The organism is Palaeococcus sp. (in: euryarchaeotes), assembly GCF_053987695.1.
In genome coordinates this window covers 92,696-117,455 of the sequence record NZ_JBMXHE010000058.1, presented here as the reverse complement: position 1 = coordinate 117,455, position 24,760 = coordinate 92,696, and the positions used below count along the sequence as shown (strand labels likewise).

Genomic DNA, 24,760 nt, shown 5'->3' with positions numbered 1-24,760 from the left:
ATGGAAGTTGTTGCGTCAATTATGAAGGATTATATTATAGAGCTCCTCAAGGACGGAAAAAGAATCGATGGAAGAGGCTTAGAAGATTACAGGGAACTTGAAGTTAAAACCAACGTGATTGAGAAGGCAGAGGGCTCTGCATGGGTAAAATTGGGCAATACTCAGGTCATGGTAGGTATAAAAGCGGATGTTGGAGAGCCATTCCCGGACCTTCCAAACATGGGTGTGATGACCACGAACGTTGAGCTCGTTCCACTTGCCTCTCCCACGTTCGAACCGGGCCCTCCGGATGAAAGGTCTATAGAGCTTGCCAGAGTTGTGGATAGGGGAATTAGAGAGAGTCAGGCAATCGATCTAGAAAAGCTTGTAATAGTCCCAGGAAAGCTCGTTAGAATTATCTTCATAGATGTGCACGTGCTCGATCACGATGGAAACCTGGTGGATGCCGCTGGAATTGGGGCAATGGCCGCCCTTTTGAGCACGAAGCTTCCGAAGATCGAGTACAATGAAGAAACTGGTGAACTTGTGAAGCTCGATGAATACGAGCCGCTGCCAGTTAGGAAAATCCCAATACCTGTGAGCTTTGCAAAGATAAGGGATAACCTCCTGGTTGATCCCAACTTGGAAGAGGAGCATGTCATGGACGGGAAGATAACCATAACCACGGATGAAAACGGATATATCTCAGCAGTTCAGAAGAGTGAAGGCGGAAGCTTTAAGCTCGAAGAACTTATGTATGCAATTGATATTGCATCAAAGAGAGCTGGCGAAATCAGGAAAGTTGTTTTAGATTCCTTGAACAAAGAATGATATTCTCTCCTTTCTCCATTTTGAATGGGCTGTCGGGCAGGTAGGCGTTTTGTGGCTTTAATTCGTACGTTAATGCACTATTGGTGGAAGCACTTCCTTTATCGGGACAGCCTCTTTTGAAAAGGCGAAAACTTAAAAAAGGGCTTGGAGTTATTGGGCATTAGACTGGATAATGTCCATCTATGGAAAGCCTTTTAAATGAGTGGGCATAATGCCCTTCAGCACAATCATCATTAGGGGTGATGCTCATATGGCTAAATCAAAAAAAGCAAGAAAGGTAAACAAAGTCGGTTCAGCTGGGAGATTTGGGCCCAGATACGGTCTCAAGATTAGGAGAAGGGTTGCCGCCGTCGAGGCTAGGATGAAGCAAAAGCATGTCTGCCCGGTGTGTGGGAGGAAGAGCGTTAGGAGGATAAGCACGGGCATATGGCAGTGCCAGAAGTGCGGTGCAACTTTTGCCGGCGGTGCATTCCTGCCATCAACGCCCGTCGGTAAGGTGGCATTGAGGGTAACGAAAGCGAGGGGTTAGTCCCTCAAAACTCTTTTTGGTGAGAAAAATGGTTGAAGCAACATATAAATGTGCCAAATGTGGTAAGGAGTTTACACTTGATCTGGAGAACATTAGAGAAGTTCGCTGCCCCTACTGCGGCAGCAAGATACTTAGAAAGCCAAGACCGAAAGTTGCAAAAAGGGTTAAAGCTATCTGACGATTGTTTTGCTTTTGTTGATCCAAATTACTCTACATGGTGCAGAGAATGATGCTCATAACAACATCCCACAGACCCACCAGAAGGACCAGAAGCTTTGGACATGACCTAGAGAAGGTGTTCCCCAATTCTCGGTATTTGACGAGAGGCAAAAAAACACTTCATGACCTTTTAATGGAAGCATATGATATGGGTTATGAGCGGTTGGCGATAATCAACGTCTGGAAGGGTAATCCTCTGAAAATAACCTTTATCAAGGTTTCTCCTACAGACTGGGGATATCTTGGCTACCTCTACCTTCACGGCATAAAGCTTCAGAGGGAGATAGGATTCAAAAATGTGAGGCCCATAAGGGAGGAAATGCCCTTTGTCATAACGACGGCAAAGAGGACAGGTCTGGATCACGTCTCTTTTGGAAGGGTTTTTGCGGAGCTTACGGGGGGAATTTTTGTTCCGAGAAAAAATTACAGCCTTCAGACAATAGGAGATAAGTATAATACGGATATTCTAGGTGTTATAGAGAGGCATCCCAGGGGGATGGCCATTAACTTCCATCGCCTTGACATAGATAGGGAGAATCCCGTGGGTCCCCTGATAAGTGTTAAAATATGGATCATGGAAGACGGAAGGAGATGGGATTACAAAGAATCCCTCGGTATTAAAGTCAGGAAAGATTGATTTCGAAAGCGTTTTTAACTTTGAATACTTAATATTGTGTATGAGCAGAGTCCCTTTTTACCTCAAAGAGCGTCTTGAGGAAGTCAGGCGAAGGGTTCTCTTTGAAACATATGAGGCTCAAAAGCTCCCGCGATGGGAGAGGATAACCTTCACGTGGCTAGTCCTCTTCTCCTTTTGGATTGTCATAAGCGGAAATTTAAGCTTGGAGAACATATTTGCCGGTGCCCTCTCCTCTCTCATAATATCCTCTTTTATGTACGACATGCTGACGGATGATATAAGGGCAAGCGGACACCTTATAGAAAAAATCATTTACATTGCACTCTTCCTGGTACCGCAGTATCTCTTCATAATGATTTTCCGGCTATTGGAGAGCAACTTCAGGGTCGCCAAGCATGCCATTCTGCTGGATATAAATCCGGGTATCGTGAAAATAAGGAGTGATCTTCATTCCGACACAGGATTGACAATCCTTGCGAACTCTATAACACTCACTCCAGGAACTTTAACAATCGATGTTGATAAAAAGCTCGGTGAAGCTTATTTATACGTTCACTGGCTTAATGTGGAAACTTTAGATAGGGAAAAAGCGGGATATAAGATAAAGGGGGATATAGAGGAATGGTTGAAGAAAATCTTCTGGTGAATCCATTTGGGTGGGGAGTCATACTGCTCCTGATTACAGCATCTCTTGTTAGCTATAGAGTTTTATTTGGCCCAACTCTTGCTGACAGGATGGTGGGATTGAACACGGTTACGACAAAAATAGTTGTTATAATCGCCCTTCTCTCTGTCCTTTTGGAGGCATACTTTCTCCTAGATATCGCCATAGTGCTCTTAATGGTTAATGCCGTCGGCGGGCTGATACTGGCAAAGTATATGGAGGTGCGGAGATGATTGAGTACTTCTTTTTGGCATTGGGCTTGTTGGTAATGGTTTTTAGCACCTTGGGAATCCTGCGCTTTCCGGATGTTTACACCCGACTGCATGCAACGACGAAGTGCGATACGGGCGGAGCCATGAGCATAATGATAGCTCTGGCAATCTACGTGGATGCATCCTTCTTCATAAAGCTCAAGTTTCTGATTCTGGCATTTTTGATAGCCCTGATAAACCCCATGGTTTCCCATGCCGTGGCGAGGGGGGCGTATAAATACGGTATAAAACCAAAAGTTGTGGTGGACATGTATGCCTGGGATAATCCATGAGGTTCTTTTAATCGCCCTGATTTTAAGTTCAGTAGCTGTGATAGAGGAGAAGCGCTTGGTTAGTGCCGTTATTAAATACGCCCTTATGGGTCTAATCTTCATCGTGGTTCTGCTTCAGCTTAGGGCACCCGATGTTGCTCTCTCCTCCATTGTTGTGGGAGCCATCGTGATTGGCGTATTTTTGTACACGATAAAGGAGGTGGAGAAGTGAAGAGGTTTATGGCTCTTATTTTGATAATCTCTCTCCTATTCGTGCTCGCATCCTTGGATTATTCAAAAAATCAGAGAGGCAGCTATGCTTATTATACCACGCACTGGGAAGAGGTGGGTGTTCCAAACCTAGTTACGGCAATTCTGGCGGACTGGAGAGGGTATGATAGCCTTGGAGAGGCAGTTCTTCTCTTTGCTTCAATAACGGGGTTCTATCTGCTGCTGGGGGGCAAGAAGAAATGAGGATGAGCCTTGTTGTCAGGACTACAACAAAATTTATAAGTCCCTTCCTTGTTACCTATGCGGCTTATCTTATGGTGTATGGGCATTTAAGCCCTGGCGGAGGGTTCCAGGCGGGCGTTATCTTGGCGGTGAGCGTAATCCTCCTTATAACCTCACATGGGTATAAGCGTGTCAAAAAGTCCTTCAGATTTAGAGAGGTTCAGACTATAGAGGGAATTTCAGCACTTTCATTGGTGCTCCTCGCAACAGTAGGAGTGTTTTTTGGGGGCTTCTTTTATAATTTTATCAGAGGTGGGAGCTTTGGTGCCCTCGTAAGCGGAGGGATAGTCCCCCTCTTCAACATTGGGGTTGCCCTTAAGGTCGGAGCAGCATTCACATTTATGTTTTACATGCTTTCGAGGTGGGTGGAGCGTGATTGATGCGGAAACAGCTGGTGTTATCGTGATGCTCATAGGCTTCTACGGCATGCTGACGAAGGAGAACCTGATAAAACAGGTCTTAGCCATAAACGTAGTCTCGATAGGTCTGGTTCTGTTTTTCGTTGGAACCGGTTATGTGGAAGGAGCGAACTTTGCGATAGCTCCGAATGAGAATATGGTTGACCCGCTACCATCGACGCTCATGCTCACAACCCTGGTTGTTGATGTTGCAATCACGTCGCTTGCACTGGCTTTGATATTGAGGATGGGGAGGGAGGAAATTTGATACCTCTAATTGTGGCCCTGCCCCTCTTAACAGCATTCCTGATTTATCTCGCACTTCCCATTGGGCTAAGAAGGATTGTGAAGCCTTTATTTTTAGCTGGCATATTCTCACCGTGGTTCATCTTTTTGATCCTTGTGGGGAAATCCCACCTAAGCGAAGTGGTAGGAGGGTGGAGCAGGGTATCCGGGATAGAAGTTGCCTTTGATTTCTACAACGTTTATTTTATACTCGCCGAGCTCATACTGTTTTCCCTCGTTTCCCTATACTCCATCACATATTTTAAACACAGGAGTGTTGAGAAGGTATATGTTCTGATGCTTCTCATGCATGCAGGTCTTTTAGGGGCATTTGTAAGCAGAGATCTGTTCAATTACTACATATACATGGAGATAGCCTCCGTTTCCTCATTTGCTCTTACTGGTCTCTCTGAGGAAAAGGGTGCCAAAGGAGCGGCTTTTAAGTACTTGATTTTCTCTCTCCTCGCATCCTATTTTTTCGTCTTCTCAATCGGGCTGATATATTTAAAAACGGGATATTTAAATCTTAAGCTCATAGGGGAGAATTTTACGCCATCCAGAGAGCTTAACGCTGCTCTGGGCATAGCTTTTACATCACTCCTTTTAAAGGCTGGCATATTCCCCCTCCACTTCTGGCTTCCAGATGCCCACTCAAAGGCTCCGACTCCAATAAGCGCCCTCTTGTCGGGAATAGTGGTCAAAGCTCCCCTTTATGGTATGCTCATGCTTGCTTTAACCTTCCCGCTTGATGAATTCTTAAAGAAGGCGCTGCTCCTAATAGCATTCTCTTCCATGTTCTTTGGAATAGCGATGGCCCTTCTCCAGATGGATGCCAAGAAGCTTCTGGCTTATCATACTGTGAGTCAGCTCGGTTACATTCTTCTTGGAATCGCCACGCTCAACTTCTATGGAGCCATATATCATGCTTTCGCTCATGCACTCTTTAAAGGAGGCCTGTTTTTAAGTGTGGGAACTCTTATAAATGCTCAGAAAACGAAGAATTTGAAGGAACTTACATATAGACATGACAAGATCCTGATGATGTCAATACTGATGTTAAGTCTTGCAATTGGAGGAATCTCCCCATTTATCGGTGCTTTCAGCAAGAAACAGCTCTTAAATGGATTGGTTGGATGTGAGCTCTTCTATCTAGCAGGGATTGGAACACTTGTCTCATTTGCAAAGCTTAATTATTATCTCCTCACTCCAGGGAAAGCAGAGAGAGGCGATTCGCTTCAGAGAGCTGTTTCTATCACATTGGCTTTCATAACTCTGGGCTTTGGGATTTACTTTCTGCCAGAACTATCCCTAAAGAATGATTCGCTTAACATTCTGGCTGCATTGATTTTATTCTACGTCCTGAAAAAAATGGGACTCTTTAGGATTAAGATGAAGGCAAAGTTTGGGAAGCTCGGAAGGGAAATCAACTTCTATTCTGCAGTTTTTGCACTTCTTCTCCTGTTGTTTTTACTCAAGCTTTTTTAATCTAAGCTCCCTGACCTCTTCTACATTCAGGAGTTCTTTTTTTAGTTCTTCAAGCGGCGTATCGCTTTTACTCGTATCCACAACGGCGACAATTGCTGCCAGACCAATTTCGGCGAGTTCTTCACTCTCGTTGAAAAGTATATTTACCCTGTGCTTCCCGAAGAGCCCGCTTATCTTTGCCAGCACTCCGGGTTTATCCTCAACGACGAACTCCACCTCAATGAGCTGTTTTCCTGGGAGAGCTATCCTCTCCAGATGCACTTCATTCAAATCCGTATCAATTTCAACCAGAAAATACGAGTCCCTTACAAGCCCTATCTCATAGGCAAACTCTCTGGGGATGGTTATACTTCCGTCCTCCTTTACCTTGATGATATCATAGTGCCTCATGCTACCATCTCTATACATACTCCTAAAAAAGTTTGCTGGTTTTTCAAATCTTCAAGCCTATTTAGAAGCAATTTTCCACAGAACATAAATTTACCAAAAATTTTTTAATGGAGAGCAACTAGATGATGTGGAGGTGCACCTTTGCCGTTTGACGTTATAGGTTATGTTTTCGTGATTATAGCCACTGCAAGGGTTTTTGCGGAAATATTTGAGCGTTTGGGATACCCCGGCTTTCTCGGCGAAATATCCACGGGGTTAATCCTGGGGATTGTTTTAAAGAATCTCCCAAGAGCGGATTTAGATCTGCTGGCAGAGCTGGGTATATTCTTTCTAATGATGTATGCAGGTCTTGAGTTAACACCGGAGGAAGTTCGTTTAGGGGGCAGGAAGGGATTTCTCATATATCTTGTGACACTCGGACTGATGTTCTTCCTCACACTTCCCTTTACAGGATATAAAATATACACCGATAATATCATAGTGGCTTCAATACTGGCGGTGGCTTCCGCCCCGATAGTCTTGCGTCTAACCCGCTTCTTCGGGAAGGATTTCCTCCATATAGCACTCTCCTATGCTGTCATAAGTGAGGTGGGGAGTCTTGCCATTCTCTACCTCCTCGTGAACTTTGAGCTTTATCATCTGAGTTATGCGGAGCTTGGATTTGAGTTGCTTAAAGATGTGCTCTTCCTAACCGTGGTTTTGGGTGTGAATTATGTCATAGGGATACAGCATAAGCTCTGGATAATCATGAGGCTCAGGAGGTTAAAAAGTGATGAGGCGGTTTTTGGGATGGTCATGATACTTGCAACATCTCTTGCATTGGTAAGTGAATTTATAGGTCTCCACTTCAGCATAGGCGCCTTTTTGGTAGGTTTGCTTCTTCACAGTGATCTAATGGGAACCAAGCAGTTTGAGAGGGTTCATACCATAATCTCGGGAGTAACTTACGGGATATTTGCTCCCATATTCTTTGCATGGAGGGGGATTAATTTTGAGACCGAGTTCTCAATTCAGGTTATCTACTTCTTTGTTGTCATATACCTCGTTAGAATTCTGGCAACTATGGTGATGGTGTGGGAGAAGAACTTTAAGGTTTCTATCATGAGAGCGGCGGGGATATCAAGCTTTGGTGTGCTTGGACTTCTGGTCGGTGAAATAGGGTATTCCTACGGGGTTTTGAGCGAACACATGTATGCCCTTGCATCACTGGCAAGCATACTTGGAATATTTGTTTCAGCCACGGTGGGGAGAATAGTAAACCACATGGGAGGTATTGGTTATGAGTGAACCTATAGAAGGATTCATTGAAATTGAATTTCCAAGTGAGGAAATAGCCAGGGTGGTTTATGAGAGCGTCCTTATTGAAGATAAAAGCGTTCCCTACAGACGCACAAGGACGAGGCTGCTCTTGAAGGGTAAAAGAATAAAGCTGGAATTTACGGCGAAGGATAACTCAGCGTTGAGGGGAACTTTAAATTCCTACTTAAGATGGATCAAAGTTGCTCTGGATACTCTTGACCTTTAGCTTTTTTCAAATCCGTTGGTTCTAGTATCCTGAGTTCTCCTTCAATTGGCCATGCTCTCTTGTTGGTGGCCATATATAGATAGCGGTTTACGTCGTAGGAGTACGCCACGAACTGATTCACAAAATCCGCAAGTGTCTCACTCCTCTTCCCGAATATCAATGCATAGAACCAGTTTACTATCGCCGCAAGCTCTGCAACAAAGCCCCATATTCCTGTAATTATCCCATAGAGTATTGCAAGGGGAATCCTTACCAACGCTTCGATTCTTTCTCCCATTGGATCACCGAGATTTATTACTATTGTTGGATATATAAATTTAACGCTTTGATATAAGGGGAAGGAGGGTAAAACTATTTAAATGACTCAATAGACTATGAGATGGAAGGAAATGGAGGTGTTGAAATGCAGAATATTCCACCGCAGGTTCAACAGATGTTGGGACAGCTTGAGAGCTATCAGCAGCAGCTTCAGCTGGTCATCCAGCAGAAACAAAAAGTTCAAGTTGATCTGAATGACGCAAAGAAAGCTCTGGAGGAACTCGAAAAAGCCGGCGAAAATACTCTCATGTATAAGACAGTTGGCACTTTAATCGTGAGGACAGATAGGGCTGAGGCGCTCGAAGAACTTAAGGAAAAGATTGAGACTCTTGAAATTAGGCTTAAAGCCCTTGAAAGGCAGGAACAGAAGATAAACGAAGCGGTTAAAGCTCTGACTCAGAAGATACAGGGATCTTTAGGTGTTGCCGGCTGATTTCTTTTATCTATTTAGGTGATTCTATGAGGAAGGTTATTCACATAGGGCTTCCGGAGCTCGATGAAGAGGATATTATTGCCCTTGGGGACGTGGTTCAGGAGGTTATTTTAAAGCACATTTTCGATTCTCTTCATAAGAGCGATGTCAAGGATATAGAAGTGACCACGAGAATAAACCAGGAGGATACTCTCGATTTAGAGGTGGACGTCTACATTGAAGTTCCCATATTTGTGAAGGCAGATGTTGACAGACTCGTTGAAGAAGCCCTGGATATGGCTTATGAAAAAGTTGAGGAAAGGTTGAGGGAAATTGCGCGGGAAAATAAAGCTTAAGAGATTTCTAAAAGAGGCAAAGGAGAGAGATTACTCCTTCCTCCTGCTGTGCCATCATAATGCCGATCCGGATTCTCTGGGTAGTGCTATTGCTTTTTCCCGATACCTCCATAAACTGGGACTAGAATACAGAATAGGAGTTGCTCAAAGTGTCTCTTCCTATGCCAAACGCCTTCTAAATTTTGCTCCTGTTGAGAAGAACCCTTACGTGAAGGAGGATGTGGTGGTGATATTTGATACATCATCCCTTGAGCAGCTGGAACCTGTAAAAATCCCCAAAAAGGATGGGAAGTTTGTGATAGTCATAGATCATCATGTGGAAAAGGAGAATCCTATAAAAGGTGACATAGTTGTGATCGACTCATCGAGGACATCGACGGCTGAAATAGTGTGGGAGCTCCTGAAATACCTTAATTTTTATGATGAGATTGCTGCCAGAGCTATTCTCGCTGGAATTGTTACGGATACAGCTAATTTTAGATTTGCAAACGCCAGAACATTCAAGACCGTAGGCGAGATCCAAGCACTCTTCAACATACCCATGGGGGAGATTTACAATCTCATTGCACCCGTTAGCGATGAAGCCCTGGACATCGCCAAGAGAATGGCAATTTTAAAGGCATGCCAGAGGATGGAAATTAAGAAGATTGGAAAATATCTAATTGCGCTATCTAAAGTTTCAGCCTATGAATCCCTGGCATGCAAGGTGTTCCTCCAGCTTGGGGCGGATATCGCAGTTGTCGGGAGTGAGAAGAAAGGGGTTAGAATTTCGGCCAGGGCAAAGGAAAGTCTGGTTAAAAAAGGACTGCATCTTGGAAGGCTCATGGAAAAAATTGGCCCGATTATAGAGGGTTCTGGAGGCGGACATAGCGGGGCTGCGGGAGCAAATGGAAAGAAAAATCTTGAGGATGGAATCAGGTTCCTCGTTGATGAGCTTGAGAAGTTTTTAAAATCCTGCCCATAGGATGCATGTTTGATTTCACCTTTCGAGAGTGTCCCCCCGCTTAGGGATCACAATGACCATGATAGACCCTTAAATAAAAGCATACTATAAACAGCCCTTCCCATAGAAAAGCTTTATTTATCTGAGGACAAGTCTTATTTGAAGGTGGTAATATGGCAAGATGTCCAATATGCGGAGAGGCTCTGAAGTGGGAGGAAATCATAGAACAGATGCTCACACTTGAGGATTTTGAGAACCTTCTTGAGGATAGGGATGAATTTCTTAAAGCTCTCGATGAGTTTGTGTTCAGATGTCCGCACTGCGGAGAAGAGTTCTGGGGCAGGGCACTGGATAGGAGGGAAGCCTCCAAGGTTTTTGAACTTTTGAACGAATTTAAAGGTGGAATTGATTATAAGAATGGAAAGGTCAGGCTCAAACTCACAAACCTCTTGGCTTTGGATGTAATGCTTGAAGAATGGGATAGGAAGGTAGGGCGAGGAACATGATGAAGGATGCCATATCATCCCTCCTGAAGGAAGGGAATGTTGAGGGAGCGATAGAACTCGTGCTCCCGCTGGAGGATAAGATGTTGAAGCTCGAACTTCTGTGTTACATGATGGAGGAGCTGGGAGAAAAATACAAGGAGTATCCTGTTTTGCTCTCCGAGGCTGTTAGCCTAGCCCTCTCTCCTGTTGAGGATAAAGAAAAGGTTAGGGCATTGGGAATGCTCAGTCATGCTCTGGCTAGTGCAGGAGACTCTGAAAAAGCAGAGAAATATATGATTGAAGCCCTGAAAATCGCAAAGAAAATAGAATATCCCCTCTGGAAGGCAGAAGCCCTCGCCTACGTTGCCTACTATCTGGGGATGATGGGAACAACGAGCGATGCCTTCTATTACTTCAACGTGGCACTTGAGACGGCAGGGAGATCAAAAGAACAGTATTCGACGATTCTCCAAGTCCTCTCCCTAATCGCGGAATTGGCGATTGAAGTTGGAGATTCCTTGAATACCGGGGAAGCTGTGGATTTCTATTCAATAGCCAGGGATATATACACTTCTATCAAGAAGTTCGTGAGTGCAAATGAAATTGAAAACAAGATAAAGCTCGTTGAAGATGCAATCAAGAACGGTAGCTTTGCGGTTAAGAGGGCAATAGCAGAGGGGGATATAGATAGAGCCATAACAGCCGTTAAGTATCTGCCCCCTGAGGGTAAAGCGATAGCTCTTCTCGATATAGCTTACTGGCTCTTCCTTCACGAGAGAAAAGATCTGGCTAAAACGCTATTAGCTGATGTCTACAACATGTTCTTTGTTGAAAAGGTCAGACCGAATGATATCGAACTCATAGCTGTTGCCCATAAATTTATCAAGATAGGTCTGCTTGATGAAGCCCTAATCCTAGCGGGAATAATCCAGGATAAAAATGAAGCTTCAAAAGCTTTATATGAAATTGCTCTTGGATATGTCCGTTTCGGAAAGAAAGCCAAAGCCCTCAGCATAGCGGAGGGCATTCCAAACGAGCTGCTTAGAGAGAAAGCATTGAAGAAGCTGGGTGATAAAAATGTGGGATACGAGTAAGGATTATCGTTTGCTCGTTGCCGAAAAGAGCGTCGAGCTTTTCCTGAAGACCATTGAAGGTGCAAGATTTAAGGGAAGATGGGACAAGAAAAATGCCATCCGGCTCGCTAAGGAGATGATCCCGGAGCTTCAGGCTATGAGGTACTCCTATGTGGAACCCGGTCTTCTTGTAGAGTCACCTCAGATGAAGGCACTTAAGGAAAAAGCAGAGGGCATAATAGAAGCGCTTGGAGGGGATGAGTGGCACCACCGCTTTCTGGAGCTTGCAAGCAGGGAAGAGCGGGGCAAAGTGGAGGAGGCGGTCGCAAAGGTGAGGTTTTTCTTGAACACCATCATGAACCTTGACAAACGCCTCGCCCTTGGAAAGATAAATGATCCTGTTATAGCGGTGGATATAAAAGTTGGGGAGATCATGAGCGTCGGAAAGCACCCGAACGCGGATAAACTCCTCGTGTGCAATGTGAACATAGGGGATAGAGCCATAACGGTTGTGACGAATGATTTGAGCGTTAAGGACGAGGACAGGGTGGCAGTGGCTTTGCTCCCGCCCGCAAACTTCCGCGGTGTTACGAGTGAGGGAATGTTCTTGGGTGCTGGAGAGGGAGTTTTAAAGGAAGTTAAGGGAGAGGTTGGCGGACTGCCCAAAGGCATTCCATTAGAGGCATTCAATGAGACCAGGAACTTCGTGGAGGCATTTTTGAAGGCTTGAGCTTTCTCTCTCTTTACTAATTGTTATAAACTTCAAAGTCCAATTTATTACAGGTGCCTCCCATGGTGAGCTCTCACTTCAAGCACATTCTACTGAATCTGGGTGTAAGCGAGGAGAGAATAACCATACTGGAGAACAAAGGGGGTATAATGGAGGATGAATTTGAAGGTCTCCGATATCTCCGCTTTAAGGACTCTGCGGGACAGCTCAGAAGGGGCACGGTAATCTTTAACGAGCATGAGATCATACTCGGGTTTCCCCATATAAGGCGAATTGTTCATCTGGAAAACGGGATAAGGCGGGTCTTCAAGAGAAAGCCCTTCTACGTTGAGGAGAAAGTTGATGGCTACAATGTGAGGGTTGCCAGAATTGGAGATAGAATTCTTGCTTTTACGAGGGGCGGGTTTATCTGCCCTTTCTCCACCGAGCGGATTGAGGATTTTGTGAACTTTGACTTCTTCAGGGATTATCCCAACATGGTTATATGTGCGGAGATGGCGGGACCCGAAAGTCCCTACCTTGTGGAGGGTCCACCTTACGTTGATGAGGACATAAAGCTCTTCGTCTTTGATATTCAGGAGAAGAGGAGCGGAAAATCAGTTCCCGTGGAGAAGAGGTTGAGGCTCGTGGAGGAGTACTCCCTTCCAAGCGTTGAAACCTTTGGGATGTACGACCTCAGCAAAATAAAAGAGTTAAGGGATCTAATAGATTGGTTGAGCGAGGTTAGGAGAGAAGGTATAGTCATGAAGAGTCCGGATATGAAGCGCATCGTCAAATATGTGACCCCTTATGCCAACCTCAATGATATAAAGATAGGCTCAAGGATATTCTTTGATCTGCCGCATGGTTATTTTATGCAGCGCATAAAGCGCCTTGCATTTCACATGGCAGAGCGAAGGGTGAAGGAGGATTTTGATGAATATGCAAAAGCCCTTGGGAGAGCTCTTCTTGAACCCTTTGTGGAAAGCATATGGGATGTTTCAGCAGGGGAGGAGATTGAAGAAATCTTCACGGTTCGAGTTAAGAGAATTGAAACCGCCCACAGAATGGTCTCCCATTTTGAGAGGCTCGGCCTGAAGATACACATCGAAGAGATAGAAAAGCTTGGCGACTACTGGAGGATAACATTCAAACGCGTTTATCCGGATGCCACGAGGGAGATGAGGGAGCTGTGGAACGGCAGGGCTTTTGTGGATTAGCATTAACCCTTTCCAACCTTCTCAACAAGCTCCTCAAGGACTTCTTTAAATTTCACCGCATCCACCCATTTAATTCCCATCTTTTGTGCCCATGTCAAAATCCCGATGTCCGCCGAAACTATTGTGGCGTCGAGCTCTTTGGCTAAAAGAATCAGCTCAAAATCTTCTTTGCTATCCAGGATTCCCTCCCTAAGTGCTCTCCTATAATTTCTCCTGAGTTTCCGGATTATTTTATCCACATTGTTTATGTCTATAACACTCTCCCTCACTGCAGTTTCGGCAACCCTTAGACCTTTATCAATTCTCCGCCTTATGTCTTCGATGAGCTCATAAACAACAAAAGCCGGGATTCTAATGTCGTGCACATTGGGCGGCTTCCGAATAATATAAAGCTCGATATCCGGAGAAACCTCCTCTTCCTCGACGAAGTTCGTGAGTTCTCTGTATATCCCAGGAGATACATAGAACTCTACCCTTCCAAAGAGCTTCTCTGCATAGCTTAGAAAGCTTTTCATGGCTTCTGTGGGATTATCTCCCAGTTTTCCTCTGACGTCGGGATTTACAAAAATGCTCGTGTCGAGGACAAAGCGGATCATTCCAACCACAAGTTTATTTAAGACTTTGAGGTTTAAAATACTTGGTGATAGCATGAAAGTTGGAGTCGTTTTTGGTATAAGCGAACTGGCAGACCCCAAGATGTTTGAGAATAAATCATCCAAATTTTTAATGGCCATTGCAAAGGATTTTGAAGTTATGGGAGGGGTTTTTCTATCTGAAAAATCCGAATTCAAAAGCATGAAGGAGGAGATTGATTTTAATGAAGCTGATGTGCTCGTTCTCTATCCTCTGACTGGCGGAACGGAAAACGCACTTAAAGAATTCACAATTTACAGGAAGCCGATAGTTCTTTTTGGTGATTCCTTTAACAATTCAATAGCAGCGGCAGTTGAGCTTAGGGAGTACTTCAGGGATAATCTCATTCCGGCAACTCTTGTAAAGGATTTGGACTCTCTCAAAGCTGCACTGTTGGGGTACGAGGATATGAAAGAGCTGTTCGAAAAATTCCTCAAAATGCGTCTTGGACTCATTGGACGAACTTCGCCGTGGCTCATAAATGAGCGTTTCGAACGTCCGTATGTTCATATAAGCCTCAAAAAGTTCTACGAATACTATGATGCAACAACGGAAGCTGAGGGATGGAGGGCAGTGGAGGAGATAGTTGCAAAGGCAAAGAAAATTGAAGAACCTCACAGGGAAGATTTGATAAAGGCTGGAAGGATTTATGTGGCACTGAAGAGAATAGTAGAGGATTACAGGTTGGATGGCTTCACTATAGGATGCTTTGATCTCATAGGCAAGATTAAGGGAACCCCCTGTTTAGCACTGGCGATGTTCAATGCTCAGGGAATCCCTGCAGCGTGTGAGGGAGAGCTCAATTCCCTCTTGGGCATGGTGATAGCCCGTAGATTCTTTAACAAGCCTGCTTTTATGGGAAACATAGCAGATTATAGTGAAAACCATATAATCCTCGCTCACTGCACGGCTCCACTAATATCGAGCTATGTTATAAGATCCCACTTTGAGAGCGGAATGGGCGTGGGGGTTGCCGTCAAGCTTCCAAAAGGAAAAGCATCCCTGCTGAAAATTAGGGGGAGGAAAGCCGTTGTTGCAGGAGTAGAGGTCATTGAGCAGGAAAAGAGCGAGTATCGCTGTAGAACACAGCTCAGGCTTAAAGTGGAGGAAGCAGGGGATTTCATAGATGGAACCCTTGGGAATCATCACCTTCTCATATACGCTGACAGTGAGGAGCTGGCAGACCTTTTAAGCGAGCTCGGCTTTGAGGTTATGCTCTACTGAAAGCCTTTTTCTCAGTAGAGCATTAATAAAATTTAGAAAGGAGGATTTAACGCTCCACTATCGGGAGTTTGTCCCCAAAGAACCATATGCCGAGCACTGCGAGAAGTCCTATGCCAATAACCAAATAGTTAAGTGTGGCTCCAGCAACTCCCACTATAACCAGCAAAGCTCTAATCTCTTTCTTTAGGGACCTCCTGAACCATCCTGTTAGAGCTATAGCAAGTAGATACATTACCAGTAGTGTTGCTCCGAGGTCGTATGCTACTTTTATTGCGGTTCCAGCAGTCCATGGATGCACGGTTATTATGAACATCTCCGGGTGTGTGAAGTATATGTATGGCCCAATGTATCCTGCAAGGGCATATTTCACTGCATTCATCGCAGTTTTCCAGAAGTCTCCTCCCGCTAGAGCAGAGCCCGCATAGGATGCCAGAGCTACAGGTGGAGTTACATCTGCTAAGATCCCAAAATAGAACACGAAAAAGTGTGCCGCCAGGAGAGCTATAGGCGTTCCAAAGCCCGGAACCGGAGAGCTGTATGGCTGTAATCCCAAAACGGCATTGTATATTGCTGGAGCTGCTACAAGGGATGTTATAATATAGTTTGCCGTTGTTGGGACGCCCATACCGAGTATCAGGCTAAATATCATGGTCAATAGGAGTAATAACCATAGGTTCCCGGCAGTGAGGCTGACCAAGCGGTACCCCAAGCTCGTCACGAGCCCGGTCATTGTAAGAACTCCCTGTATCAATCCAGCACTTGCTGCGGCTAGCATAACGCTCGTACTTGTCTTTCCTGCATCTATCATCGATTCATAGGTCGCCGAGTACATCTTCCTCCCTTCCTCTGTCTTTGAAAAGTAGCCCACTATAAGTGAGAAAACTATTCCCAGAACTCCTGTCATTAGGAGTATCTGCTCCTTTCTCATGCCCAGGTATTTTGTCATTGCAATAAAGAGTATAAAGAGCAGACTTATGTAGAGCTTCTCGTTCCTTTTTGTCAGATTTGATACGAAGGAGAGAGCTACAAGGGTGAGGGCTAGCAGCAGCAGGATCAGTGCCACGGGCTTCCCTATCTCTCTCCCGGTGAACATCAACACCGTCGTTAAGAACGCCACACCGACATAGAACATCTCATGTCCTTCTATTTTGTCCTTTGAAATCCATGAAACCCAGATGGCTATTCCAAGGGACGATATTGCCGATATGTGAGGGGCTATGCCCCAAACCAATGCCACGGTGATTACGAGTATTGGAGAGAGTATGTAGAGCTTTCTCACGAAGTATCTAAGGGGGGGAAAGCTCTCCTTGGGCATGCCTTTCAATCCAAGGCGCTTTGTTTCAAGGTCTATGAATAGGTAAACACCGGAGTAGTAAACCAACGCTGGGAGAACCGCGGCGATGATGAGTTTGTTATATGGGACTCCCAAAAACTCTGCCATGATGAATGCCGCCGCACCCATGATTGGGGGCATCAGCTGGCCTCCCGTCGATGCCACAGGCTCAACAGCCCCGGCTATTTCTTTGGGATAACCGGCTTTTTTCATAAGAGGTATGGTAAATGTTCCTGTCGTTAGAACGTTAGCGACACTTGAGCCGCTCACCGTACCCATGAGTCCGCTTGAAACGACTGCTGCCTTTGCAGGTCCGCCCGGACGGGCGCCAAATAGGGATATCATAAACTCCGTGATATAATCGCTCACGCCTATTTTGAGGAGGAACGCTCCAAAGAACACGAAGGCAAAAACGTATATTGTCATGACGAAGAGAGGAATACCAAATATTCCTTCATCAAAGTAGAGCTGCTGGGTAAAGCGTATCCAGTTAAAGCCGACCTTATAGATTCCGTAAATTAGGAATACCATCACTACGGATGGCAGAACCCATCCCAAAACCCTCCTTGTAGCTTCAAGCACGAGAATTATTGCGAGGATTCCAAATATCACGTCCTGCATGTAAACCTCGGCAAACTCTGCATATCTGTTGTAGACTGCGAAGAGGTAAAACATTGAGATCAGACTTAGAGCTACAAGCAGATAATCGTAAATCGGCACTTTTTTGAGCTCCTTCTCCCTTTTCCTGAATGGGTAGAGAATGTATGTGATTAGGAGAATCATTGCCAGTACAAATGCTTCTCCCTGCTTGCTCTGAAATGTGATCTTTAGTATTCCAATGTTTATCCCCAATCTTGAGAACAGATCGTAGAGAGTGTAGTTGAAGTTGAATATGAAGAGTATTTCATAGATACCGATCAAAACTGCTGCGATTCTTATTAGAATCTCCAGTTTGGGTGATAGTGTTCTGGTTCTTTCCAAAACAACCTCTACTTTTTCTTTTTCCAGTTCTTTTATCTCTTCCATCTCAGCACCTCCCTACCATAGCTTGTACTAATAAACATCTCTTCACCTCGAATTTCATAAGCGTTTCCGTTTTTGGAGCAAAGATAAGAGAACCATCAACACTTATTTGGGCCTTGTTTAGGGGGATAAACCAGAGTTCCAGGCTTTTTCCCAGGTATATGTTGATTTCCTTCACGTAGTAGCCGTTTTCCATGTATTGGATATCTTCGGGCAATCCTGCACCAAAGTCCTTCCATCTCATTTCAGTGGCATAAATTCCTGTTCTATTGATTTTTAAGCCTTCATATATCTCGCTCCTTTCAACACTGTGTATATAGAAAATCGTGACGTTCTTTTCCCCCAAAATGTAATCATGAGATGAACTCCCATCACTAACAATGAGGACATTAACCGGAAAAAATACCACGAGAAGAACTGCTAGAATAAAAAAATAAAAAAGTTTGTTCAAGAAATTCACCCTTTAATTTCACTTGGTATGCTCAATCCTTTCTCCTCGTAATACTTGATGGCTCCCGGGTGGAGTGGTATGCTCATACCATCCAGCGCTGTGTCAAGGCTTATCAATTTGGCTTTCTGATGGACAGCTCTCAGATCTTCCACATGCTCGTAAAGTATTTTAGTCATTTCATAGACGACATTATCCGGTAAATCAGCACTCACGGCAAGCATGGCTTTAACCGCGACTGTTGGTGTATCTTCCTCAACACCATTGTATGTTCCCTTTGGAACAATCTGTCTAACGTAGAATATGTATCCTTCGTCTTTGAGTTTGTTTAGGGTCTCATCCGGGATTGGCAAGACTCTAACGGGTGTTTGAACTGCTATTTGATTAACGGCAGGAGTGGGAATTCCTGCAACTAGAACAGCTGCATCAACTTGGCCAAGCTTTAAGCTTTGGGCTGCTTCACTAAACTTCTGGTTAACCTTCTCGATGCTGTCCCAGACGCCAGCCGCTCTAAGAACCTGCTCGGCTGCAACGGCTGTACCGCTTCCCGGAGCACCGATAGCAACTTTCTTACCTTTCAAGTCTTCTAAACTCTTAATATCACTGTCCGCTCTAACTACAAATTGCACTGTTTCGGGGTATAAAGCAGCAACACCCTTTAATTTCTTTATGGCTGTGCCTTGGAACATGTATAGCCCATTATAGGCATAGTATGCAACGTCGTTCTGGAGAATAGCGGCTTGGGCGTTCCCATCGCCAATTGCCTTTGCATTTGCAACACTTGCACCGCTTGTGACAGCTTCAGCACTTACAACCGTGCCATACTTTGTTAGAAGTTCTGCATACTTGGAACCAAGCGGGAAATATACACCGCTTGTACCACCGGTGTATATTGTAATTTTCGTCTTTTCAACGGAGCTGGTTGTTGTTCCTCCCTGCTGTGTGCAGCCCGAAACAACTAAACCAAGGGCCAAAACAAATATTATTCCCAAAATTTTCCACTTCATTTCTCGTTCCCCTCACAATAGTTCTTGATTTTATCTATGTTATATTTTAATCCCCCACTCCGTTATATATTTTACGGTTGTAAAGTTTTACAAGCAAATAAATGTTATGATTTCGATATGAAAATGCAAAATTTTTAGAATTTTCGAAAAATATTCGTGATTGTTGACAGTATACTGTAAGTTTATGAGGCAAACCTTTTTATTATGCTTCCTACTTCAATGTGGGGGTTGAAAATGAACGTGATAATGACGACCAAAGTGGATCTCGCGTCCATGAATATTAAGAGAAAGCTTATAGAGAATTTTGGGTTTAAAGAGAGCGATGAGCTTTTTGATGGGAATCCGGTCTATCAAAACGCGAAAACCATAATTCTGACGACCAACGATGAGATGATATATTACGATAATCTGGATCACGAAATTGAGAAGCAGCTCGGATTTAAGCCAGAGATAATAATCTTTGCCTCAAGGCATTCCAGCAAACAGAAACTTCCTGCGTTAACAACCCATATAACCGGAAACTGGAGAGAGGCAATGTATGGAGGAAGAGATGGGAGTCTGGCAATTGCGGAACCAAATGCCATGAAGCTTGCGCTCCTTAAGTTAAATGAACTGAATGATATGGACTGGTTGGTTTGTTATGAGGCTACCCATCATGGTCCGAGCGAGCTCGATGTACCATCTCTCTTCATCGAGATAGGTTCGAGCAAAGAGGAGTGGATAAATGATAGAGCGGGTGAGATTGTGGCGGAAACGATAATTTATGTGTTAGATAACTATAAAAAGACTAAAAACAAAATTGCTCTTGGCATTGGCGGTGGACACTATGCACCGAAACAGACGAGAAGAGCACTTGAAGGCGAGCTTGCATTTGCACACATAGCACCGAAATATGTTCACCCATTACCCAAGGAAATGCTTTTAAAGGCATTAGAGAGAACAAACGGAAGAGTCGAGGCGATTCATGTGGATTGGAAGGGAAGCAGGGGAGAAACTCGTCAGATGGCAAGGGCACTTGCTGAAGAGAGGGGCATAGAATTTATTAAGGATTAGCTAAGTTTATATATTGCTTTGCAACAAAATTTACCAGATTTTAAATTATGATTTCCCGTGGAGGGTGAAAAAGATGTTGAAGTTGGTTGAAGGCGTAATCGAAAGAACCTCGGAAGAGGTTAACAAAGTCGAAGCTACAGTTAGCACACAAATTCCCGGTTCCGATATTGATGAGGAGCTTAGAAAAATTTTGGAACAAACACAGGCAAAAATATACGTTGTCGGCGTTGGTGGTGCTGGTTGTAATACTATAAATAGGATGATGGAAGTGGGAGTTGAGGGTGCCAAGATTATTGGTGTTAACACCGATGCTCAGGATCTGCTTAAAATTAGAGCTCATAGGAAGATCTTAATAGGCAAGGAAATCACCAAAGGGTTGGGAGCTGGAAACAATCCAAAAATCGGTGAAGAAGCTGCAAAGGAAAGCGAGAGAGATATTAGAGATGCATTAGAAGGAGCCGACATGGTCTTCATAACCTGTGGATTGGGGGGAGGAACGGGAACCGGTGCTGCTCCCGTAGTGGCTGAGCTCGCCAAAAAGATGGGTGCATTAACGGTTTCTGTCGTAACACTTCCCTTTACCGTAGAGGGCATTAGAAGAATTAAAAACGCTGAATATGGCCTTGAGAGATTGAGGAAGAACAGCGACACCGTAATTGTAATTCCAAATGATAAGCTGATGGAGGTCGCTCCTAACCTGCCAATACACATGGCATTCAAAGTTGCGGATGAGATACTCGTGCACTCCGTTAAGGGGATTACAGAGCTCATAACAAAGCCAGGGCTGGTTAACCTCGACTTTGCGGACGTCAGAGCGGTGATGAAAGACGGCGGAATTGCCATGATAGGCATTGGTGAAAGTGATAGTGAGAAGAGAGCTCAGGAAGCAGCGATACAAGCCCTCAACAGCCCGCTGCTGGATGTGGATATAAGCGGTGCAAAGGGCGCGTTGATAAGCATAAGCGGTAGCGATGTTAAGCTTGAGGAAGCCCAGCAGATAATAGAGCAGGTCACGAGTAAACTTGACCCGGAGGCGCAGATGATCTGGGGAATCCAGCTTGATCCCGAGCTTAGCAAAACGATTAGGGTTATGATTGTGGTGAGTGGTGTGAACTCACCCTATGCCGTTACGGAAGAAAGACCCCTGACATTCGAAGAGGAAGGAGAAAGGAAAATAGTCAGGCTCGACATAGAAGAGCTTTGATCTTCTTTCACAATTTTTGGAGGGTTGAGTGATGGCAGAGAAGAGCTTCATGGAAAAACTTAAAAACTTCATAACGGAGTCCAAGAGGGTTTTGCTGGTTACAAAAAAACCGAGCACCAAGGAGTTTAGTATGGCCGCAAAGATTACAGGCCTTGGAATGATCCTAATTGGTGCCATTGGGATGATAATCAGAATTATTGGAACTCTGGTATCAGGCGGCAGTTAAACACATTTGGGTGGTTGAAATGGGCAAGATATTTGCAGTAAGGGTCACGGTAGGTCAAGAGGAGAATACGGCCAGCTTGATTTATAGCAAGGCCAAGACATACAACATTCCCATATTTGCAATACTGGCTCCAAGCAAGGTTAAAGGGTATATATTTGTTGAGGCTGAGAATAAGAGTGCCGTTGATGAGGCGATTAGGGGCATCAGGCATGCTAAAGGGACTCTTCCCGGAGAAGTTGCTTTTAGTGAAATTGAGCACTTCTTAGAGGAGAGGCCGAGTGTCAGCGGCTTCGAGCCGGGAGATATTGTTGAGCTCATTGCGGGCCCGTTTAAGGGCGAAAAAGCTAAAGTTGTTAGGGTTGATGAGGCCAAGGATGAGATTGTTGTCGAGCTCGTGGGTGCAATAGTCCCAATACCCGTCACCGTAAAAGGTGAATACGTTAGACTTATAAGCAAACGTTCAAACCAATAGCCAGAGGTGAGGTAGATGGCACAAATAGTTGAAGTGTTAGTTGAGGGAGGTAAAGCTACTCCTGGTCCACCACTTGGACCTGCAATCGGTCCATTAGGATTAAACGTCATGCAGGTAGTCCAAAAAATCAACGAAGCTACAAAGGACTTTGCAGGAATGCAGGTGCCGGTGAAAGTCATAGTCACAGATCCAAAGAAAAAGACGTTTGAGATTGAGGTGGGTAAACCACCAGTCAGTCAGCTCATAAAGAAGGAGCTGGGGATTTCAAAAGGTTCAGATGCTTCAAGGACGAACATAGTTGGTGATTTGAGCATTGAACAGGCAATAGCCATCGCAAAAACAAAAATGGATCAGATGCTTGCTGCTGATCTGAAAGCGGCTACCAAAGAGGTCATTGGAACAGCTTTAAGCATGGGTGTTACAATAGACGGCAAGCCTGCGAAACAGGTTCAAAGAGAGATTGATGAAGGCCTCTACGATGAGGTATTTGCAAAGGAGGAGCAATAGAAAAGTTTAAAAATCTCCTCTTTTTACGAAACTTTGATTTTTAATGGCTTAAATCACAAAAAATTTGGGAGGTCTAAGAAATGGCCTACGATAGGCAAAAATTCGTGGAAGCGGTGAAGGAGGCTAAAGCCCGGGCCAAGCCGCGTAACTTCACACAGACCGTCGAAATGGCAGTGAACCTCAAGGATATTGATTTAAAAAAACCTGAGAACAGGTTTAAGCTTGAGGTTTTGCTGCCTCACGGGAGAGGTAAAGAAGTTAATATCGCGGTCATAGCTGATGGAGCCGTTGCCGAGGCGGCTAAGAAGCTCGGGCTAGACGTGATTAGTGGTGAGGAATTGGAGAAGCTTAAGGAAAGCCCAAGGGAAGCCAGAAAGGTAGCTAGGAAGTACGACTTCTTCATAGCAGCAGCGCCATTGATGCCAAAGATTGGTAGATATCTCGGTAGGTTCTTGGGTCCCAGAAACAAGATGCCCCAAGTTGTTCCACCAACAATGACAAACTTGGAACCCATAGTTAACAAACTCAAAAAGACTGTCAGGCTTCAGCTGAAGAACAACCCGGTTCTGCATGCTCCAATAGGTATTGAGAACATGGAAGACGAGAAAATAGCGGAAAATGCCGAGGCACTGCTGAATGCAGTGATCAACAAGCTCGAGAGAGGAGAGCACCAGGTTAGATCAGTGTACGTCAAAACAACCATGGGCCCCGCTGTAAAGGTGGAGAGGTGATGTAGATGGCCCACGTAGCCGAATGGAAAAAGAAAGAAGTTGAAGAGCTTGCAACACTCATCAAAGAATACCCAGTAATTGCCCTAATAAACGTTGCAGACGTTCCAGCATATCCGTTATCGAAGATGAGGGATACCATTAGAGAGCAGGGTGTTCTCAGAGTTTCAAGAAACACTTTAATTGAGCTGGCAATAAAGAAGGCTGCTCAGGAAGGTGTTGAGGGAATAGAAGAGCTTGCAAAGTACATTCAGGGTGGGGCTGCAATTTTGGCTACAAGCATGAACCCGTTCAAGCTCTATAAATTCCTTCAGGAGAGCAAGAAACCGGCTCCAGCCAAACCCGGTGCGGTGGTAAACAAGGACGTCATCATACCTGCAGGACCGACATCATTGGCTCCAGGCCCAGTTGTTGGTGAGATGCAGGCTATGGGCATACCAGCGAGGATTGATAAGGGTAAGGTTAGCATTCAAAAGGACACCGTTGTTTTGAAAGCTGGAGAGACAATCACTCCCCAACTTGCCAACATATTGAACAAGCTTGGGATAGAGCCCCTTGAAGTGGGTCTCGAACTGCTGGCTGCTTATGAGGAGGGATTGGTCTACAAACCCGATGTGCTGGCAGTGGATGAGGAGCAATATATCCAAATGCTTCAACAAGCCTATATGCATGCATTCAACTTGGCAGTTAACGTAGCTTACCCAACAAAGCAGACGATAGAGGCACTTATTCAGAAGGCATTTATGGGCGCAAAGAACGTTGCGGTGGAGGCAAACTATCTCACGAAGGACACAGCTGGCGACATACTTGGCAGGGCATTCAGGGTTGCTTTGCTCATAGCTCAAGAATTGCCGGAGGACTTGCTTGACGAGAAGACCAAAGAGCTTTTAAACCAACAGGCACAAATAGCCGTTGCCGCTCAACCTCAACCACAGGAAGAAAAGGTTGAGGAAGCTGAAGAAGAGGAAGAAGAAGAGGAAGCCTCTGAGGAGGAAGCCCTCGCAGGATTGGGGGCGTTGTTTGGTTGATTCCCTTTCAATTTCCCTCGTATCCTAAATAAGTGAAAAATGAAGATGATTGGAGGTGCAAGAAATGGAGTATGTATATGCTGCATTGTTATTACATGCCGCTGGCAAGGAGATAAATGAGGAGAACATCAAAAGCATCTTGAGCGCTGCTGGTGTTGAAGTTGATGATGCTAGGGTTAAAGCTTTAGTTGCAGCCCTTGAGGGCGTCAACATCGAGGAGGCAATCGAAAAGGCCGCTATGCCAGTTGCAGTTGCCGCCGCTCCGGCTGCTGCTCCAGCTGCAGCTGAAGAAGCACCGGCAGAGGAAGAAGAGGAAGAAGAAGAGGAAGAGGAGAAGGAAGAAGAGGCTCTCGCTGGACTTGGAGCCCTCTTCGGTTGAA

36 protein-coding genes are annotated in these 24,760 nt (G+C 44.8%); 30 read left to right on the top strand and 6 right to left on the bottom strand.

Annotated features, from left to right (window positions below):
- The 12 genes from rrp42 (at position 1) to ACXJGZ_RS05095 (ending at position 6,063) form a co-directional block, all read left to right on the top strand.
- Positions 1–810 (top strand): exosome complex protein Rrp42, encoded by an 810-nt coding sequence (rrp42, locus tag ACXJGZ_RS05150; RefSeq protein WP_456321206.1) that lies wholly within the window; start codon positions 1–3, stop codon positions 808–810.
- A 250-nt stretch (positions 811–1,060) separates the two neighbouring features.
- The gene (locus tag ACXJGZ_RS05145) at positions 1,061–1,339 is read left to right on the top strand and encodes a 50S ribosomal protein L37ae (protein WP_293255634.1); all 279 of its coding nucleotides are present in this window, start codon (positions 1,061–1,063) and stop codon (positions 1,337–1,339) included.
- A 28-nt stretch (positions 1,340–1,367) separates the two neighbouring features.
- Complete coding sequence (locus ACXJGZ_RS05140; RefSeq protein ID WP_293255613.1) at positions 1,368–1,517, top strand: DNA-directed RNA polymerase subunit P; 150 nt, start codon at positions 1,368–1,370, stop codon at positions 1,515–1,517.
- Between the two features lie 48 nt (positions 1,518–1,565).
- Positions 1,566–2,195, top strand: a complete 630-nt coding sequence (locus ACXJGZ_RS05135) for a ribosomal biogenesis protein (protein ID WP_456321205.1) — start codon at positions 1,566–1,568, stop codon at positions 2,193–2,195.
- Positions 2,196–2,235: 40 nt separating this feature from the next.
- Positions 2,236–2,841, top strand: coding sequence for a Na+/H+ antiporter subunit E (locus tag ACXJGZ_RS05130; protein ID WP_456321204.1), 606 nt, complete (start codon positions 2,236–2,238; stop codon positions 2,839–2,841).
- Complete coding sequence (locus ACXJGZ_RS05125) at positions 2,817–3,092, top strand: monovalent cation/H+ antiporter complex subunit F (protein WP_293252962.1); 276 nt, start codon at positions 2,817–2,819, stop codon at positions 3,090–3,092. Before ACXJGZ_RS05130 ends, ACXJGZ_RS05125 begins: the two co-directional genes overlap by 25 nt.
- Entirely contained in the window at positions 3,089–3,403 is a 315-nt protein-coding gene (gene mnhG, locus ACXJGZ_RS05120) for a monovalent cation/H(+) antiporter subunit G (protein ID WP_293252958.1), read from the top strand. Before ACXJGZ_RS05125 ends, mnhG begins: the two co-directional genes overlap by 4 nt.
- Positions 3,384–3,614, top strand: a complete 231-nt coding sequence (locus ACXJGZ_RS05115) for a hydrogenase subunit MbhD domain-containing protein (RefSeq protein WP_456398415.1) — start codon at positions 3,384–3,386, stop codon at positions 3,612–3,614. The genes mnhG and ACXJGZ_RS05115 overlap by 20 nt, the downstream gene beginning before the upstream one ends.
- A gap of 8 nt (positions 3,615–3,622) precedes the next feature.
- Positions 3,623–3,856 carry a Na(+)/H(+) antiporter subunit B gene (locus ACXJGZ_RS05110; protein ID WP_456321212.1) on the top strand — a complete coding sequence of 78 codons (234 nt, stop codon included), beginning with the start codon at positions 3,623–3,625 and terminating at the stop codon, positions 3,854–3,856.
- Entirely contained in the window at positions 3,853–4,275 is a 423-nt protein-coding gene (locus ACXJGZ_RS05105) for a Na(+)/H(+) antiporter subunit B (protein WP_456398414.1), read from the top strand. Before ACXJGZ_RS05110 ends, ACXJGZ_RS05105 begins: the two co-directional genes overlap by 4 nt.
- On the top strand, positions 4,268–4,561 hold the full coding sequence (locus ACXJGZ_RS05100; RefSeq protein ID WP_293252946.1) for a cation:proton antiporter subunit C: 294 nt from the start codon (positions 4,268–4,270) through the stop codon (positions 4,559–4,561). Before ACXJGZ_RS05105 ends, ACXJGZ_RS05100 begins: the two co-directional genes overlap by 8 nt.
- Complete coding sequence (locus ACXJGZ_RS05095; RefSeq protein ID WP_293252943.1) at positions 4,558–6,063, top strand: monovalent cation/H+ antiporter subunit D family protein; 1,506 nt, start codon at positions 4,558–4,560, stop codon at positions 6,061–6,063. Before ACXJGZ_RS05100 ends, ACXJGZ_RS05095 begins: the two co-directional genes overlap by 4 nt.
- Here ACXJGZ_RS05095 and ACXJGZ_RS05090 read toward each other — a convergent pair.
- Positions 6,046–6,453 (bottom strand): ACT domain-containing protein, encoded by a 408-nt coding sequence (locus ACXJGZ_RS05090; RefSeq protein ID WP_293252940.1) that lies wholly within the window; start codon positions 6,451–6,453, stop codon positions 6,046–6,048. The two genes, ACXJGZ_RS05095 and ACXJGZ_RS05090, sit on opposite strands and share 18 nt — an antisense overlap.
- Before the next feature lie 141 nt (positions 6,454–6,594).
- Here ACXJGZ_RS05090 and ACXJGZ_RS05085 point away from each other — a divergent pair, with 141 nt between their 5' ends.
- Entirely contained in the window at positions 6,595–7,740 is a 1,146-nt protein-coding gene (locus ACXJGZ_RS05085; protein WP_456321200.1) for a cation:proton antiporter, read from the top strand.
- Positions 7,733–7,978 (top strand): KEOPS complex subunit Pcc1, encoded by a 246-nt coding sequence (locus ACXJGZ_RS05080; RefSeq protein WP_456321199.1) that lies wholly within the window; start codon positions 7,733–7,735, stop codon positions 7,976–7,978. The genes ACXJGZ_RS05085 and ACXJGZ_RS05080 overlap by 8 nt, the downstream gene beginning before the upstream one ends.
- Here ACXJGZ_RS05080 and ACXJGZ_RS05075 read toward each other — a convergent pair.
- Positions 7,947–8,255 (bottom strand): DUF4389 domain-containing protein, encoded by a 309-nt coding sequence (locus tag ACXJGZ_RS05075; RefSeq protein ID WP_293252931.1) that lies wholly within the window; start codon positions 8,253–8,255, stop codon positions 7,947–7,949. The genes ACXJGZ_RS05080 and ACXJGZ_RS05075 overlap by 32 nt on opposite strands.
- Positions 8,256–8,381: 126 nt before the next feature.
- Between ACXJGZ_RS05075 and ACXJGZ_RS05070 the strand changes: the two genes are divergently transcribed.
- The 7 genes from ACXJGZ_RS05070 to ACXJGZ_RS05040 all read left to right on the top strand — a co-directional run bounded on the left by ACXJGZ_RS05070 (position 8,382) and on the right by ACXJGZ_RS05040 (position 13,494).
- Entirely contained in the window at positions 8,382–8,729 is a 348-nt protein-coding gene (locus tag ACXJGZ_RS05070; RefSeq protein ID WP_293252974.1) for a prefoldin subunit beta, read from the top strand.
- Positions 8,730–8,755: 26 nt separating this feature from the next.
- A complete protein-coding gene (locus ACXJGZ_RS05065) occupies positions 8,756–9,064 on the top strand; it encodes a DUF3194 domain-containing protein (protein WP_293252928.1) in 309 nt (102 codons plus the stop codon).
- A complete protein-coding gene (locus ACXJGZ_RS05060) occupies positions 9,042–10,028 on the top strand; it encodes a DHH family phosphoesterase (RefSeq protein ID WP_456398413.1) in 987 nt (328 codons plus the stop codon). The genes ACXJGZ_RS05065 and ACXJGZ_RS05060 overlap by 23 nt, the downstream gene beginning before the upstream one ends.
- Positions 10,029–10,180: 152 nt before the next feature.
- On the top strand, positions 10,181–10,513 hold the full coding sequence (locus ACXJGZ_RS05055) for a hypothetical protein (protein ID WP_456398412.1): 333 nt from the start codon (positions 10,181–10,183) through the stop codon (positions 10,511–10,513).
- Entirely contained in the window at positions 10,510–11,586 is a 1,077-nt protein-coding gene (locus tag ACXJGZ_RS05050) for a hypothetical protein (RefSeq protein ID WP_456321196.1), read from the top strand. The genes ACXJGZ_RS05055 and ACXJGZ_RS05050 overlap by 4 nt, the downstream gene beginning before the upstream one ends.
- Positions 11,570–12,295 carry a tRNA-binding protein gene (locus ACXJGZ_RS05045; protein ID WP_456398411.1) on the top strand — a complete coding sequence of 242 codons (726 nt, stop codon included), beginning with the start codon at positions 11,570–11,572 and terminating at the stop codon, positions 12,293–12,295. The genes ACXJGZ_RS05050 and ACXJGZ_RS05045 overlap by 17 nt, the downstream gene beginning before the upstream one ends.
- Before the next feature lie 62 nt (positions 12,296–12,357).
- Entirely contained in the window at positions 12,358–13,494 is a 1,137-nt protein-coding gene (locus tag ACXJGZ_RS05040) for an RNA ligase (RefSeq protein ID WP_456326622.1), read from the top strand.
- Positions 13,495–13,496: 2 nt separating this feature from the next.
- Here the strand turns inward: ACXJGZ_RS05040 and ACXJGZ_RS05035 are convergent, their stop codons facing one another.
- Complete coding sequence (locus ACXJGZ_RS05035; protein WP_456321211.1) at positions 13,497–14,090, bottom strand: RNA ligase partner protein; 594 nt, start codon at positions 14,088–14,090, stop codon at positions 13,497–13,499.
- A 52-nt stretch (positions 14,091–14,142) separates the two neighbouring features.
- Here ACXJGZ_RS05035 and ACXJGZ_RS05030 point away from each other — a divergent pair, with 52 nt between their 5' ends.
- Positions 14,143–15,351 carry a hypothetical protein gene (locus ACXJGZ_RS05030; protein ID WP_293252902.1) on the top strand — a complete coding sequence of 403 codons (1,209 nt, stop codon included), beginning with the start codon at positions 14,143–14,145 and terminating at the stop codon, positions 15,349–15,351.
- Positions 15,352–15,397: 46 nt separating this feature from the next.
- On the opposite strand, the gene ACXJGZ_RS05025 is transcribed toward ACXJGZ_RS05030, so the two are convergent.
- The 3 genes from ACXJGZ_RS05025 to ACXJGZ_RS05015 are packed head-to-tail and all read right to left on the bottom strand — an operon-like array spanning position 15,398 to position 19,162.
- A complete protein-coding gene (locus tag ACXJGZ_RS05025; protein WP_456398410.1) occupies positions 15,398–17,710 on the bottom strand; it encodes a TRAP transporter permease in 2,313 nt (770 codons plus the stop codon).
- A 1-nt stretch (position 17,711) separates the two neighbouring features.
- Positions 17,712–18,116: a DUF1850 domain-containing protein gene (locus ACXJGZ_RS05020; protein ID WP_456398409.1), complete on the bottom strand. Its 405-nt coding sequence runs from the start codon at positions 18,114–18,116 to the stop codon at positions 17,712–17,714.
- A gap of 47 nt (positions 18,117–18,163) precedes the next feature.
- Positions 18,164–19,162, bottom strand: coding sequence for a TAXI family TRAP transporter solute-binding subunit (locus ACXJGZ_RS05015; protein ID WP_456321191.1), 999 nt, complete (start codon positions 19,160–19,162; stop codon positions 18,164–18,166).
- Positions 19,163–19,396: 234 nt separating this feature from the next.
- Here ACXJGZ_RS05015 and ACXJGZ_RS05010 point away from each other — a divergent pair, with 234 nt between their 5' ends.
- The 8 genes from ACXJGZ_RS05010 (at position 19,397) to rpl12p (ending at position 24,759) form a co-directional block, all read left to right on the top strand.
- Positions 19,397–20,215, top strand: coding sequence for a D-aminoacyl-tRNA deacylase (locus ACXJGZ_RS05010; protein WP_456326620.1), 819 nt, complete (start codon positions 19,397–19,399; stop codon positions 20,213–20,215).
- A gap of 73 nt (positions 20,216–20,288) precedes the next feature.
- Positions 20,289–21,419, top strand: a complete 1,131-nt coding sequence (ftsZ, locus tag ACXJGZ_RS05005; protein WP_456321189.1) for a cell division protein FtsZ — start codon at positions 20,289–20,291, stop codon at positions 21,417–21,419.
- 31 nt (positions 21,420–21,450) lie between these two features.
- Positions 21,451–21,645: a protein translocase SEC61 complex subunit gamma gene (locus tag ACXJGZ_RS05000; protein WP_293252881.1), complete on the top strand. Its 195-nt coding sequence runs from the start codon at positions 21,451–21,453 to the stop codon at positions 21,643–21,645.
- Between the two features lie 19 nt (positions 21,646–21,664).
- Positions 21,665–22,117 (top strand): transcription elongation factor Spt5, encoded by a 453-nt coding sequence (locus tag ACXJGZ_RS04995; RefSeq protein WP_293252878.1) that lies wholly within the window; start codon positions 21,665–21,667, stop codon positions 22,115–22,117.
- A gap of 15 nt (positions 22,118–22,132) precedes the next feature.
- The gene (locus tag ACXJGZ_RS04990; protein ID WP_456321188.1) at positions 22,133–22,624 is read left to right on the top strand and encodes a 50S ribosomal protein L11; all 492 of its coding nucleotides are present in this window, start codon (positions 22,133–22,135) and stop codon (positions 22,622–22,624) included.
- 80 nt (positions 22,625–22,704) lie between these two features.
- Positions 22,705–23,355 (top strand): 50S ribosomal protein L1, encoded by a 651-nt coding sequence (locus ACXJGZ_RS04985; RefSeq protein ID WP_456398408.1) that lies wholly within the window; start codon positions 22,705–22,707, stop codon positions 23,353–23,355.
- Between the two features lie 5 nt (positions 23,356–23,360).
- The gene (locus tag ACXJGZ_RS04980) at positions 23,361–24,380 is read left to right on the top strand and encodes a 50S ribosomal protein L10 (RefSeq protein WP_293252869.1); all 1,020 of its coding nucleotides are present in this window, start codon (positions 23,361–23,363) and stop codon (positions 24,378–24,380) included.
- Positions 24,381–24,444: 64 nt separating this feature from the next.
- The gene (gene rpl12p, locus ACXJGZ_RS04975) at positions 24,445–24,759 is read left to right on the top strand and encodes a 50S ribosomal protein P1 (protein WP_293252866.1); all 315 of its coding nucleotides are present in this window, start codon (positions 24,445–24,447) and stop codon (positions 24,757–24,759) included.
- The last annotated feature ends 1 nt before the right edge of the window (position 24,760 follow it).